Source organism: Rheinheimera sp. B2H12 (assembly GCF_059620065.1).
Genome location: NZ_CM184363.1, coordinates 1,934,487 through 1,948,589 on the forward strand (window position 1 = coordinate 1,934,487; position 14,103 = coordinate 1,948,589).

Annotated in this window: 13 protein-coding genes; all 13 read left to right on the forward strand. The window is 34.3% G+C overall.

The genetic code is table 11. The features are described 5' to 3' along the window. Window positions 1-7: 7 nt before the first annotated feature. The 13 genes from AC53GJ_RS08410 to AC53GJ_RS08470 all read left to right on the forward strand — a co-directional run bounded on the left by AC53GJ_RS08410 (window position 8) and on the right by AC53GJ_RS08470 (window position 14,074). Window positions 8-1,144 (forward strand): LegC family aminotransferase, encoded by a 1,137-nt coding sequence (locus tag AC53GJ_RS08410; RefSeq protein WP_496732222.1) that lies wholly within the window; start codon window positions 8-10, stop codon window positions 1,142-1,144. Continuing rightward, window positions 1,141-1,779, forward strand: coding sequence for an acetyltransferase (locus tag AC53GJ_RS08415; RefSeq protein WP_496732223.1), 639 nt, complete (start codon window positions 1,141-1,143; stop codon window positions 1,777-1,779). Before AC53GJ_RS08410 ends, AC53GJ_RS08415 begins: the two co-directional genes overlap by 4 nt. 47 nt (window positions 1,780-1,826) lie before the next feature. Continuing rightward, complete coding sequence (locus AC53GJ_RS08420) at window positions 1,827-2,924, forward strand: nucleotidyltransferase family protein (protein WP_496732224.1); 1,098 nt, start codon at window positions 1,827-1,829, stop codon at window positions 2,922-2,924. A gap of 43 nt (window positions 2,925-2,967) precedes the next feature. Continuing rightward, complete coding sequence (locus tag AC53GJ_RS08425) at window positions 2,968-3,897, forward strand: Wzz/FepE/Etk N-terminal domain-containing protein (RefSeq protein ID WP_496732225.1); 930 nt, start codon at window positions 2,968-2,970, stop codon at window positions 3,895-3,897. A 2-nt stretch (window positions 3,898-3,899) separates the two neighbouring features. Next, the gene (locus AC53GJ_RS08430) at window positions 3,900-5,027 is read left to right on the forward strand and encodes a hypothetical protein (protein ID WP_496732226.1); all 1,128 of its coding nucleotides are present in this window, start codon (window positions 3,900-3,902) and stop codon (window positions 5,025-5,027) included. Between the two features lie 22 nt (window positions 5,028-5,049). After that, window positions 5,050-6,294: an oligosaccharide flippase family protein gene (locus AC53GJ_RS08435; protein WP_496732227.1), complete on the forward strand. Its 1,245-nt coding sequence runs from the start codon at window positions 5,050-5,052 to the stop codon at window positions 6,292-6,294. Window positions 6,295-6,304: 10 nt separating this feature from the next. Beyond that, window positions 6,305-8,017: an asparagine synthase-related protein gene (locus AC53GJ_RS08440; RefSeq protein ID WP_496732228.1), complete on the forward strand. Its 1,713-nt coding sequence runs from the start codon at window positions 6,305-6,307 to the stop codon at window positions 8,015-8,017. A 13-nt stretch (window positions 8,018-8,030) separates the two neighbouring features. Further along, window positions 8,031-9,404 (forward strand): hypothetical protein, encoded by a 1,374-nt coding sequence (locus AC53GJ_RS08445; RefSeq protein WP_496732229.1) that lies wholly within the window; start codon window positions 8,031-8,033, stop codon window positions 9,402-9,404. After that, on the forward strand, window positions 9,401-10,441 hold the full coding sequence (locus tag AC53GJ_RS08450) for a glycosyltransferase (RefSeq protein WP_496732231.1): 1,041 nt from the start codon (window positions 9,401-9,403) through the stop codon (window positions 10,439-10,441). The genes AC53GJ_RS08445 and AC53GJ_RS08450 overlap by 4 nt, the downstream gene beginning before the upstream one ends. 14 nt (window positions 10,442-10,455) lie before the next feature. Continuing rightward, window positions 10,456-11,556 carry a glycosyltransferase family protein gene (locus AC53GJ_RS08455; RefSeq protein WP_496732232.1) on the forward strand — a complete coding sequence of 367 codons (1,101 nt, stop codon included), beginning with the start codon at window positions 10,456-10,458 and terminating at the stop codon, window positions 11,554-11,556. Window positions 11,557-11,592: 36 nt separating this feature from the next. Then, window positions 11,593-12,693, forward strand: a complete 1,101-nt coding sequence (locus tag AC53GJ_RS08460; protein WP_496732233.1) for an N-acetyl sugar amidotransferase — start codon at window positions 11,593-11,595, stop codon at window positions 12,691-12,693. After that, window positions 12,690-13,304 carry an imidazole glycerol phosphate synthase subunit HisH gene (gene hisH, locus AC53GJ_RS08465; protein WP_496732234.1) on the forward strand — a complete coding sequence of 205 codons (615 nt, stop codon included), beginning with the start codon at window positions 12,690-12,692 and terminating at the stop codon, window positions 13,302-13,304. Before AC53GJ_RS08460 ends, hisH begins: the two co-directional genes overlap by 4 nt. 62 nt (window positions 13,305-13,366) lie before the next feature. Further along, the gene (locus AC53GJ_RS08470) at window positions 13,367-14,074 is read left to right on the forward strand and encodes an AglZ/HisF2 family acetamidino modification protein (protein ID WP_496732235.1); all 708 of its coding nucleotides are present in this window, start codon (window positions 13,367-13,369) and stop codon (window positions 14,072-14,074) included. Window positions 14,075-14,103 lie beyond the last annotated feature (29 nt).

Consider the following 14,103-nt stretch of genomic DNA (forward strand, 5'->3'; position numbering starts at 1 on the left):
GTTGTCCATGAGCATTGCAATAGTAAATTTTATCCGCGAACTCTACCAAAGTAATGATTTTATTCCATTGCATGCACCTACTTTTGCTGGGAATGAGCTTAAATACGTTACAGAGACCATTGAAAGTACATTTGTTTCCAGTGTTGGTAAGTTTGTAGATACTTTTGAAACTCAGGTTGAAGCCTTTACAGGGACTGTACGAGCTATAGCCACAGTCAATGGAACAGCTGCTTTGCATACTGCGCTTTACATGGCAGGTGTCAAATCTGGTGATTATGTAATAACTCAAGCTTTAACTTTTGTCGCAACTTGTAATGCATTGCACCATATGGGGGCTGAACCAATATTTGTCGATGTCGAAAAAGTAAGTCTGTCTTTATGTCCAAAAGCGTTAGAGAATTATCTGTCTGAGTATGCTTATGTCAATGAAAAAGGGTGTTTCCATAAAGGGAATAGCCGAAAAATAACTGCAGTTGTACCAATGCATACTTTCGGACATCCAGCAGATTTAGATGAATTAGTCCGCATATGTAAAAGTTGGCAACTTACCTTGGTGGAAGATGCTGCGGAAAGTCTCGGTTCATTTTATAAAGGGCGTCATACTGGAACCATCGGAGAATTTGGCGCATTAAGTTTTAACGGCAATAAAATAATTACCACTGGTGGTGGCGGTATGGTGTTGTGCAGTAATACTGAGAGTGGAGTGCGCACCAAACATATTACAACCACTGCAAAACAGCCACATGCTTTTGAGTTCTATCATGATGAACCAGGATTTAATTATCGGCTACCAAATATTAATGCTGCGTTAGGTTGCGCACAATTGGAAGTTTTACCAAAATTTCTACATCAAAAGCGAAAAATTGCTGAAAGATATCAAGAGTTCTTTGCCGGCTCATCATTTTATTTTGTGAAAGAACCCACTTACGCTCGATCTAATTATTGGCTAAATGCAATTATTTGTCCTGATCAACAATCAAGGGATGAAGTTTTGCAAATTACAAATAATTCAGGAGTTATGACCAGGCCTGTTTGGAAGCTGATGCATCATTTACCGATGTATAAAGATTCGCTAAGAGATTCTTTGCAAATCTCAGAGCAACTTGAATCTTGTCTTATCAATTTACCTAGTTCTGCGATATGAAAAAAATAGCAATCTTTGGTTCGTCGGGCCATGCTAGTGAGATTGCGGATATTTGTGATGCTATAGGCTATACAGATATTTGTTACATTCTTCAACCTTCCCAAGCTATTGCTTGTCATGAAAAGAATTTCGTTCTTGAGACTGAGGTTGAACAGCTACATCAAAATGGTTATTCATTTGCTATAGGTATTTCAGATGGCAAGATTAGAGAGAAAATCTTTCAAAGATATCCGCATTTTTCTTACCCAAATTTAATTCATCCGGATTCGAGTTTTGGCAGAAACCAGTTGCAGAAGTTAGATGCTTGTAAGGGGGTTATAGTTGCCGCTGGGGCACGCTTTATGTCATCAATTGAGATTGGAAACTTTTCAATATTTGGTTTGAATAGCACCATCGGCCATGACTGTATAATTTCGAGTTATGTCAGTGTAATGCCTGGGGTAAATGTCTCTGGAAATGTCAAAATTGATGAATTTGTTTTTATCGGTTCTGGGGCCGTGATATTACCTGGCAACTCAGAGAAAAAATTACTTTTATCTTCTGGCATCCAAGTTGGAGCAGGAGCTGTCGTAACTAAGAGCTTCTATGAAGCATCTGTAATTAAAGGTATTCCCGCAAAGTCTGTGAATAGTTAATTTCGACGGAATATGATTTTACTGAATTATAAATTGAGGTTATTGTTTTGGATATTAAAAACCCGGTTGATAAGGTTTTAGTTCATTCTAAAGTTTCATTACTACAAGCAATGAAACAAATGGATGAAAATAAAATCAAGTTGCTAGTGATAGTTGATGATTCCCAAAAATATATTAACCTGCTCAGTATCGGTGATATTCAACGATCAATTCTTAAGAATGTCAGTCTTGATACATGCGTAACTGAAATAAATATTGAGAAAAAAATAGTTGCTAATGAGTCATGGCCAGAATGCAAAATAAAATCTAGCATGCTTGAAATGCGAACAGACTTTATGCCAGTCTTAAATTGTGAGCAAGAGATCATTAATATATATTTCTGGTCAGATTTCTTTAAATCTACGATAGCTATAGATGAAAAGAAAAGGATTAATGCCCCAGTTGTGATTATGGCAGGTGGCCGCGGTACAAGGCTAAAACCAATTTCTAATATAATACCAAAACCACTTGTTCCAATTGGTGACAAAACAATTATTGAGGAAATTATTAATCGATTCAACTATGCTGGTTGCACTGATTTCTTCATATCTGTTAATTATAAAGAAAAAATGATTAAAAATTACCTAAGTGATGCAAATATTGAAAATGTATCGCTGAATTTCTTCAAAGAAGATAAACCATTAGGAACAGCAGGTTCTTTAAGTCTGTTAAAAGGAAAGATAAATAGTACTTTTTTTGTAAGCAACTGCGATATATTAATTGATCAAGATTTAGCGGAAATATATGAATACCATAAAAATAACAAGAATGAAGTAACCATGGTTTCAGCGCTCAAAAATTTGACTATCGCTTATGGAACAATTGAAAGTGGTGAAGATGGCTTACTTCAAGCTATGGTAGAGAAGCCAGAATTAACATTTAAAATCAACACTGGCGTTTATATTCTTGAACCAAATGTAATAAATGAGGTTCCGAATGATACTTTTTTACATATCACAGATTTGATTGCAAATATAAAAAATCGTGGTGGGAGAGTCGGTGTTTTTCCAATTAGTGAAAAGTCTTGGTTAGATATTGGAGAATGGCCTGAATACATTAAAACTGTAAGGAATTTATCTGATTCTGAAAACTTTAAAGGCATCTAGTAGGATTAACATCAGAATAAATTATTATTTAGGAGTATGACAGATGTCATCGCCACAGGTTTCAAATGATTCCTCACAAAAAGACAACAAGCATGATTTCCTTCACATATTTAATATCTTGTGGATTGAAAAATTAAAAATTTTTACGATATCCTTATTGTTAACATTATTAGGTTTAGCGTACTCATTAACACTACCGAATATTTATAAAGCCCAGGCAACTTTAGCTCCTGCTGAAGAGCAAACTGGTAGTAATGTATCATCGATGGCAAATCAATTTGGAGGGTTAGCCTCTCTTGCCGGTGTCAATCTATCAAAAAACTCCCTAGATCGAACAACATTTGCGTTAGAGATTTTGCAGTCAAGAAGTTTTATTAATAATTTTATAAAAAATAGAAAGTTAGAACCGTTTCTTATTGCTGCTGAAAGTTGGAACGATGGTAAAGTTCAATTTAATGATAATATATATAACGTTAATACTAATGAGTGGAATAAAAATATTCTGGAGAATGGTAATAATGTTCCATCGGATTGGAAACTATTTAAAGTATTTAAAGTAATTCTCAAAGTTGCGAGAGATAAAAATACTGGTTTAATCTATTTGTCTGTAGAGCATATTTCGCCTTTAGTAGCAAAGAACATCGTAGATTGGCTAATTTTGGACTTGAATGAGCATGTAAGAAATATAGAAATTAATGAGGCAAAAAACAGTGTCGCCTTCTTAAACAAAGAGTTAAGCAACACACCTGTAGCTGATATGCAGAGTATGTTTTATAAACTTATAGAAAAACAGTACCAAGTCATAATGCTTGCTAATGTACGGGAGCAATATATTCTTAAGGTTATTGATCCAGCAGTGATACCTGAAGAAAAATCAAGACCGCAGAGATTTCTAATTGTTATATTTTTCGCTATAACAGGGTTTTTATTGGTGGTTTCTTGGGTATTAATTTTTAAGTTAAATAGAAAATAAATATGAATTTTTTTAGACAGAAAAAGGAACAAAAAAATAAAGCCATAATTATTGGTGACGCTAAAAACCAGTTTATTAAGTATTTATATCGCTACATAAAAGATGAAGATGTAAACTTAGAAGTTGGTTCAGTAACTTCAGCTGATAAAATTTTTTATGATGGCTTTTTAATTGATTTTAGCTCGAAATTTGAAAATAGATTTGATTTTATAAGCACAATTGTTAGTCTTGTTAAAATGTATTTTTTCTTTCTTTTGTTTGGGCATAGATATAAATCAATAAACATACATTACATTAGTGGCTTCTATTACTATTTAATTAAATCTGGCGTGATAAATAAAGAGCAGCTTATAGTATCATTTTGGGGAAGTGATATTAATAATCTTAGAAGTAATAATTTTGAGAAAATAAAATACATAATCAACAGCTCAAGATTAATAACATGTGCGACTGAAGAACTTAAATCAAAGTTGATTGAAAAATTTTCTCTTAACCATGAGTCAGTTCTTGTTATTAAGTATGGACTAGAGCCATTAGAATACATAAAAAATAACCGATTTAGCCGATTAGAATGCAAGAATTTTTTTGGTATAGAAAGTGAAAAAATCGCCGTTGTTGTAGGATATAACGCTTCAAAAAACCAGCAGCACGTCAAAGTTGTTCAGGCATTAAAAGAAAAAATACCAGCATCGCTTTTAAATAAAATAAAATTTATACTGCCTTTGACTTATGGAAGAGATGATTTATATATAAGTACTTTGAAAAAAGAATTTATTGGGTTAGATGTACTTTATTTAGAAAAATATCTGACAGATCAAGATGTTTCTTCATTAAGAATATTAGCGGACATTTTTATAAACGTTCAAGCTCACGATGTTTTCTCCGGTTCTATGCAAGAGCATTTATATGCTCAGAGTTACGTTATTACTGGCAAGTGGTTAAATTATGTTGAGTTGAGGGGTTATAATAATTTTATTGAGATCAGCGATATTAATTCCATAGGTGAAAAATTGTGTGAGATTTTACAATCTAATCTTCTCTCTACGAGATCAGAAACATATATTGATGATATATACAATTTGAGCAGCTGGCATGTTCTGAAAAAAAAATGGGCTGCTATTATAAGCTAATGTATTTTAGTCTTGGTAATGTATGAAAATAAAAGAGTTTTTTAATGGTTTGGCCAAGCGGAAAGTTGGATGGGTTTTTTCATCGTCTTTAATTACAAAATTATCTGCAGCTGCACTAAGCGTTATTGTTCTTAGATTTCTAACGGTAGAAGAATTTGGAGTTTTAACGCTCTATAAAAATGTTTTTATTTTCTTTGCACCAATGATCGGTGTTGGTTTGAGTATTTCCTTTTTAAGAATGGCACCAAAAGTTGAAAGTAATCAGCAGAAACAATTGCTTCTTTTATCTTCCATGATTGTCGGAACCACTTTTTCTGTACTTACCTATTTTTTATTTTACCTTGTAACTCGAAATATATTAGATGATAACTTTGACCAAACAATTTTTTTCACTGCATTTGTTTTGGCTGTTTTATTTTTTAATTATGACTTATTAATTAATTATTTTAGGGTTAACCATAGGAATGATACATTCTCTAAGTTAAATATAGCACTTACCGTTATTGTATTTCTAATAGTAATCCCAACAGTATACTTTGAAAGAACTGCACATTCTTTTTTTAGGGGGCAAATATTGGCTCTCATTATAGTTTTTTTATTTTTCTTGTTTGTATATTGGAGAACATTAATAAGAGTCCTTAAAGTTTTCAAAGTGCGAAATTTTTTTATTAATATTCGATATGGTATTTATGTATCAATTGGAGCATGTATATCTCAATTAATGCTTTCTGCTGATAATTTAATGTTAGCGCATCTGGGCTCGTCCATGGCTTCGTTAGGGGTTTATGGTGCATGTAGCTTGATATTTACGAGCTTACTTTTTTTGCCTGCTGTCTTAATGGTTACTGATTTTGTTCATATTTCCGGTTTGCAGAGAAACTCATTAATTTCTTATCTAATAGGCTACTGGAAAATGTGTTCAATAATCATAATCTGCTTGCTTGTACCCCTATGTATTTTTTCTAGTTTTTTTCTAGAGATTTTTTTTGGCAAAGAGTATACCAGTGGTTCACTTTCTTTGAGCATTCTTATGATAGGAGCAATGTTTTCATTCTTATTCAGGATACCTGCAGGAAATATTTTGAATGCCCTTGGATATGCTAAATTTAATTTATTAATTTCAATACCTGCGCTTGTCCTGTTCATTCTTATATCATTATATGCCATTCCAAAATATGGCATAGCTGGAGCTGCGTTTTCAACAACATTTACAATATCACTGACTTCATTGATATCGTTCTACTTCATGTTCAAAATTGTTAAATAGAGTATTTATTATGAATGGTTTCTTTGTTGAATACTTTTTTGAGAGTAGCTTGAAAGATAACAACATCTCTTGCAGTGAAACAGTTGTTTCTTCTGATAGTGTTAAGTTTGACGTGAAATTCAACTCGAAATTTCCAAATGACAAATTTGCTCATGAGGATAGTGATTGTATTTGTGTCCTTGATGGCGTTATTTTTAATAAAAAATCCTTGCTAGAAAATGCTCACGTTGATAACTGGCCAGAGTTTTATTCTGATCAACTTCGTAACTTAGGCTCTTCTTTTTTGTGTAGTTTGCGAGGTTCTTTTGTCGGTTTTTTTTACTGTAAAAAGACTAAAACTTTTCAAGTATATAATGATCAACTTGGAAGTAAATTTTTATACTACAGATTATTTGACGATAAATTTATTGCATCAACTGATATTAATTATTTTAATCAGCATTTGAAAAACCGCAGTATTGACAATGAATTAAATATTACATCTGCCTATATGCTATTATCTTTTGGTTTTATGCTCGAAGAATACACTTTAGCTAAAAACACCTTAAGATTAATGCCTGCAACATTACTTAAAGTAGACTCTTACGGTCGCATCCAAAAAAATCGATATCATATATTTAATAATGATATCGTTGAAATCAGCGAGAACGAATGTATTGAACGCATGGATTTTCTATTCAGACAAGCAATTCGTCGTCAGTTCGATAAAGACCTTGAATATGGGTATTCGCATTTGGTTGGATTAAGTGGTGGTTTAGATTCAAGGATGACTACTGTAGTTGCAAATGCTCTTGGGTATGCTAATCAGACTAATTTTACTTTTGCTCAGTCAAAATCTTATGATGCAGAAATTGCATGTGATATTGCTTCAAAGCTAGGTCATGAGTGGATATTCAAATCTCTTGATGGTGGCTCTTTTTTAAAAGATTATGAGTCTATAACACAAATAACTGGTGGGCATGTTCTATTTTATGGTTTAGCTCATGCAAATAGTTTTTATAAAAAGTTTAATTTTTGTGATTATGGTTTAGTTCACACAGGACAACTAGGTGATGTTGTTTTCGGTACATTCTCAACTTCGCATCTTGAACATAAGCCCTGGAATCTTACTGATGGTGCTTATTCAGCTAAACTATTGGCTAACTGCAAAGATATCCAGTTAGCATATGAATACGCCAATGAGGAAATATTTAAGTTGTATAACAGAGGTTTTTTAGGCGCTAATAACGGCTTAGCATCAATATATAAATATTCAGAGACATTCTCTCCTTTTTATGATTTCGATCTTATCAATTTTGCACTCTCAATATCCCCAAAATTGCGTTACAACCATTACATTTACAAAAAATGGATAGAAAAAAAATATCCATTCGCTACTGATTTTATATGGGAAAGTACCAAATCTAAAATTAATTCGCCCATGTTTGGATTTGGCCATAAAAAATATTACTTACCACAGTTGACTGATTATTTTATTAGAAAATTTACATTTGGAAATTTCTCTGGTTTTAATGACAAAAAAAATATGAATCCAATAGGTTACTGGCTTACAACAAACAAAAATTTGGAAAGTAATTTCAATGAATTCTATAACGCTAAAGTTCAAAAAATAAAAGATCCTTCTCTCAAAATTGACATAGATAGTATTTTTAATTTTGGTACATCAATAGAAAAGGTACAAGTTATTTCTTTGTTGTCAGCAATAGACATGTATTACAGCTAATGGAGAATGAATCTTGGCATATTTAGCGTTTTTTGTTTTTATTTTTTTAAACTCGATCGCTTTTTATGCTTTAATGAGTAATTATAAAAAAATTATATATATTGTCGGTGTGAAGGTACTGGCAGTAAGTATTTTTTCACATCTTATTTTTGCCTTCTACTATTATTACAACTCTTCTAGTTTCAACGATTTTTTAATTTTTTCTTATGGTTCAGATTCAGCAGCTTTCCAATTAGTATTAAGTGATTTTTTGAGCAATGGTGCCGATGGTCAGTTATTCAGCACATATTTTGATGAGGGAAAGATTGTACATATACTGTTGTATTATCCTTATTCTTATTTTTTTGGAATAAATTTGTATAGCTCATTTTTTATTGTATTGCAAAATTTAGTTCTATACTTTGCTTCTGCATTCCTAATTATTGGGAATTTTAGAATTTCAAATAAGCATGAATTTTTTCCTTTGACGGATGTAAGCTATTTTCTTGCAGTTGTGGCTCTTTTTTTTCCTATTTCTTATTTTGTTCCAGTTTCTTTTTTAAGGGATACCTTAGTACTTTTTGTTCTGGTGTATGTTGTTTTCTTTACTAATTCTTTTTTAAATAAGCCCAGTATTATTAATGCATCTTTCTTGCTATTCCTTGCGGTTATATTGTTTAACTTAAGGTCTTTTTACGTTTACATATATTTATTTTCAGTGTTTCTATTTTGTTTGGTAGAATTATGGTCAAGAAAAAAAATATTTTACCTGTTATTCTTGTTATTTGTATTCTCTGTTCTTTCGCTATTTTTCTTTGAAGATGTGGTGATGGGTTCCTTCAGGCGTTTATTAATGCTAAGTGAGGACGATCTGGCAGCATTGGACGGAGCTGATTCACTCATAGTGTCCGAGAGTGAGCTCTATTCTGGTGAAATCGACATATTGAATCTTGCGGCAATTTTCTTTGAACGCTTGGTTTTGGGTAGCGCTAAATTTTTGATAACTCCGATTTTTACTTCATATATCACAGTTTTTTTTGACTCAAAACAATATAATTTTTACAAAGGGTTTGAAATTGATCTTCTTGAAGTGACAGCTGCATTTTTGTATAATTTTTTTATCTTGCCATTGTTTGTCGGTGCGCTCTGGGAGTTTTTAATAAAATTACGCAGAAACCTCTACATTACTGATGTTGTAACACTTTCAATTTGTTTTTCAACAGTTCTTGTCTATGGAGTTAAGTTTCTTGGAGGTAGAAACTCTAAAGTGGATCTCATCTATCAATTGTTTGCCTTGATTTTTATACAGGCAAAAGGTTTCAATTACAGAGTTTCACTATTTGTGATAATATTCATGGTATTCATTAATGTTGCATATGCATTATCGTTTGTAAGGGGCTTGGTTTGAATATTTTTATAGCATCGAAAACAGATAAAAAGCAAATCATCGAGTCACAAGTCTTCCCGATCGTAATGAATCTGGAAGGAAATAATTATGTTTTAATTCTTAATGAATTTGATTACGATAAATCATGTGATCGTTATTCAATAAAAGACAATTCACTTTACTCATTTTTCATTAAGAATAGAGCTCGTGTTGATAATATATATGTTCGCTGTGTTTTTGATTTTATTAAAATTTACGTGCTCAAAAAATTATTTTTTTCTAAGTGGAAAATAACATTCGATTTTCGGGGTATACTTCCCTTCGAGCTTAAAACCAAAGGTCGTTCAAGTTTTAAACAGTATGTTTGTTACGCCTTAGAATTTTTTGTCTTTAACGCTGCAGATAGAGTTCATTGTGTTTCAAATAAAATGAAACAGTACCTAACTGAACATTATGGGTCTCGATTCGTAAAGGTAATTCGTTGTGGAGTTGCGCCATTCCAAAACTCCATTGAAAAGATGCAGCGTAAAAGCGATTTAATTAAATTTGTATACTCTGGAGGTTTAAGTGAATGGCAATGCTTTGATTCTGTTTGTAACATTATGCGGACTTACCAGGATTTGGGTCATGCATTCAGCTTTACAGTTTTTACGTTAGATGTTGATAAAGCTCGTGAAATTACTTCAGCAGCTGGATTGAGAAGTGATTTAGTTGAATTTAAAAAATTGGCGCAAGCAGATGTTGTGTCTGAGCTTTCAGCCTATGATTTTGGTTTTTTACTTAGAAAAAACGAGCCTACAAATAATGTTGCTTCTCCCATTAAGTTTTCCGAATATGTCGTTGCTGGAGTAATACCAATAATTAGTTCAGGAGTTGGGGATTACAGTGAACTTGTTCAGGATGAAAGCATTGGAATTTTGATTAATTCATTTGATAGTGTACCTGAGTATAGTGTTTTTTCTGAATTACTAGAGTCATATGATTATAAAAATCTTTCAAGAATTTCTTATTCTTTAATGTGGCCGAATTTAATAGATGAAAATTTTTTCTTGGAATAGCTTAGGATTTTAATATGACCGTTTTTTTAATTAATGGGAGATGTTACCACAGCATCGATTGGGTTAGAACTTACCAAAGAAACTTTAAATCTGAAGAGTTTTGTATTGTAACTGACATGATTGAAAGTGAAGGTTACAAAAAGCTTATACAGCCAAATGATAAAGTGCTTGAACTTTATAATGTTGATGCATTGATGTTTCCGTCCGTCTCTAAGATTGCAAATTTGTGGAGGAATGCGTTCAGGTTTATAATTTTACCCGTTCAAGCTATTAAGTTTAGAGCATTGCTTAAAAATTCAAATATGCTTCATGCTACGATTCATGCGCATACAATGTATTATATTCTGCTTGCATGGTTAGCTAGAGTAAAGGTCATAGGTACGCCTCAAGGTAGTGAAATTTTAGTTAGGCCAAAAAAATCTGCTATTTATAAATTTTTCGCTGTTAAATCTTTGGTATATGCAAAAACCATTACTGTTGACTCTCACCTAATGAAAAGTGAAATAGAAAAAATGTCGGGGGTTAAAGCTGTTGTAATACAGAATGGTATTGATGTGCATAAAATACTCAGCACTAGAAGCAATCCATCTGAAAAGACTGGCATTGTATCTTTTCGTGGTATAACTGATTTATATCAAACGAATTCAATTTTTTCTGCATACAATCTGATTGAACCAAATATTCCTTTGAGTGTTATTTATCCGTTTTTTGATTTGGATTACAAAAAAAATGCTATTTTATCGCTGGAGAAGGGCAGGGGCATAAACGATTTTGGACGAGTTACTCTAGATAGAATGATTTCTATTTTTTCTGAATGCGTTTTAGCTGTATCTATTCCTTCAAGTGACTCTTCTCCTCGTAGTGTATACGAAGCAATTTTTTCTAATGCAGTCGTAGCAGTAACAGAACTAAATTGGATAAAGTCTCTACCTTATTGCATGCTGAATAGAATTATTGTTGTTGACCTTTCAGAACGTGATTGGCTTAAGCTAGCGTATGAAAAGGCTTTGAAAATATCAAAAGATGCATATATTCCTTCGCCAGAGGCACTACAGATGTTTGATGAAAATGTCTCTGTGTCTAATTTCTGCGCTCAGTATTATTTTAATAGGTGAGTTATGTTTGATAATTTAGTTTGCAATAACTGCGTAATGGACACTACGGATAGCAAAATAACTTTTGATAGCCATGGTGTTTGTGATCACTGTAATACATTTTTCACCGATATTAAGCCTAAGTGGCATCCGGATGAAAAAGGTTGGGCGGAAATCCAGCAGGTTGCTGAAAAAATTAAAGCGGCCGGTAAAGGCAAAGACTTTGACTGTATTATCGGCATGAGTGGTGGTATTGACAGTTCTTATCTGACCTATTTGGCGAAAGAAAAGCTTGGTTTACGGCCTTTGGTATTCCATGTCGATGCGGGTTGGAATTCGCAAACGGCAGTTCATAACATCGAAAAAATTGTTGATAAACTTGGACTAGATCTCTACACCGAAGTGATTGACTGGGAAGAGATGAAAGACCTGCAACTGGCATTTTTTAAGTCTGGTGTTTCGCACATTGACAGTCCACAGGATCATGCTTTTTTTGCCACTATGTATAAGTTTGCGGCGAAATATAAGGTGAATTACATTCTGACTGGTGGCAACTACTCAACAGAGTGTGTTCGTAACCCACTGGAATGGATGTATTATCAGTCTGACGCCCGCCAATTGACCGACATTCACCAGCAATTTGGTCAACGTCCGCTGAAAAATTATCCGGTGACCAATATTCTCTGGCATAAAGTTTATTTGCCTTATATCCGTGGCATTAAGTTAATCCGGCCATTGGATTTTATGCCTTATCATAAAGAAGAGGCAACCCAGTTCCTGGTTGATAACTATGGTTATCAGCGTTATGCGCAAAAACATTTTGAGTCACGCTTCACTAAGTTTTATGAAGGTTACTGGCTGCCGAAGAAGTTTGGTTATGACACCCGTAAGGTACAGTATTCCAGCCTGATCCTGACAGGCCAGATGACGCGTGAAGAAGCTTTGGAAAAGCTGAAATCGCCAGCTTATGACGAAGAACAAATCGCACATGAATTCGAATATATTGCCACTAAGCTTGGTATCAGTGTACCAGAGCTGCAAAGTTACATGGACGCGCCGAATAAAACGTACAAGGATTACAAAAATCAGCAAGGTATCTATGAGTTAGGGGCCAAGGTTATGCGGATGTTCGGATTAGAAAAAGGCGGAAAACGTTGATTGCAATTGTGGATTATGGTCTTGGCAATATTAGTGCTTTTGCCAATATTTATAAAAAGCTGAATATACCTTTTATCGCAGCTAAAACTGCAGCTGAATTGAACCAGGCGTCAAAAATAATTTTGCCAGGCGTTGGTGCTTTTGACTTTGCGATGGCGCAATTAGCGCGCTCTGGTATGAGACCTGCGCTTGATGAGTTGGTGTTAGCTAAAAAGGTGCCGGTACTAGGCGTTTGTGTCGGCATGCAAATGATGGCCAGTTCCAGTGAAGAAGGAACTCAACCAGGGCTTAACTGGATTGCCGGCCAGGTAAAGAAATTTGATGTGACCAAACTGCAGCATAAACCCACTATTCCGCATATGGGCTGGAACGAGGTCAGTGTGAAGAAAGAGTTGGATGTTTTTGCCGACATCGACTGTGAACATGGCTTCTATTTTCTGCATTCTTATTATTTCAGCTGTCAGCACGCTGAAGATGTGTTAGCCGTGGCCGACTATGCGGGTGAATTTGCTTGTGCTGTCCATCGTGAAAACATCTATGGTTTTCAGTTCCACCCCGAAAAGAGTTTGCTTAACGGCGTTACTCTGCTCAAAAATTTTGCGAATTTATAATTATGCTTCGTTCCCGAATTATTCCTTGTTTGCTGGTCCGCGATAAAGGACTGGTCAAAACAGTGAACTTTAAAAATGCCAAATATGTCGGCGATCCGATTAATGCGGTGAAAATCTTCAACGAAAAATTAGTTGATGAACTTATTGTGCTCGACATTGATGCATCCAGCCAGCGACGCGAGCCCGATTACAAAATGATTGAAAATCTGGCCAGTGAATGCCGGATGCCATTTTGCTATGGCGGCGGTATTAAAACAGTTGAGCAGGCTGTACGCATCAGCAACCTGGGTGTGGAAAAAGTAGCGTTAAGTTCGGCTGCTATTGAAAGTCCGCAACTGATTACCGATATTGCCCAGGCTATTGGACGCCAAAGTGTTGTGGTGGTGTTTGATGTGCGGAAAACTTTATTTGGTAATTACGAAGTCTATTTGTACAACGGCGGAAAAAAAATTAAAGGCGATTTAGTTGCTTTGGCGAAAGAAGTGGAACTGTTAGGTGCTGGTGAAATCGTGATTAACTCGATTGATAACGATGGCAAGATGGCCGGCTTTGACCAGAAACTTATCCGCTTGGTGCGTGACGCTATTAGTATTCCCCTGACGGTTCTCGGTGGCGCTGGCTCCCTGGAACATATTAGACAAGTAATTGATGAACATAAAATAATTGGTGTTGCAGCTGGTAGCCTCTTTGTATTTAAAGGCGTCTACAAAGCGGTGTTAATCAATTACCCTTCGGTTGACGAAAAAAAAGCACTGACCCGCAGGGGCTAAGTGCAGCTTTATTTTTTGCAGGATAATCA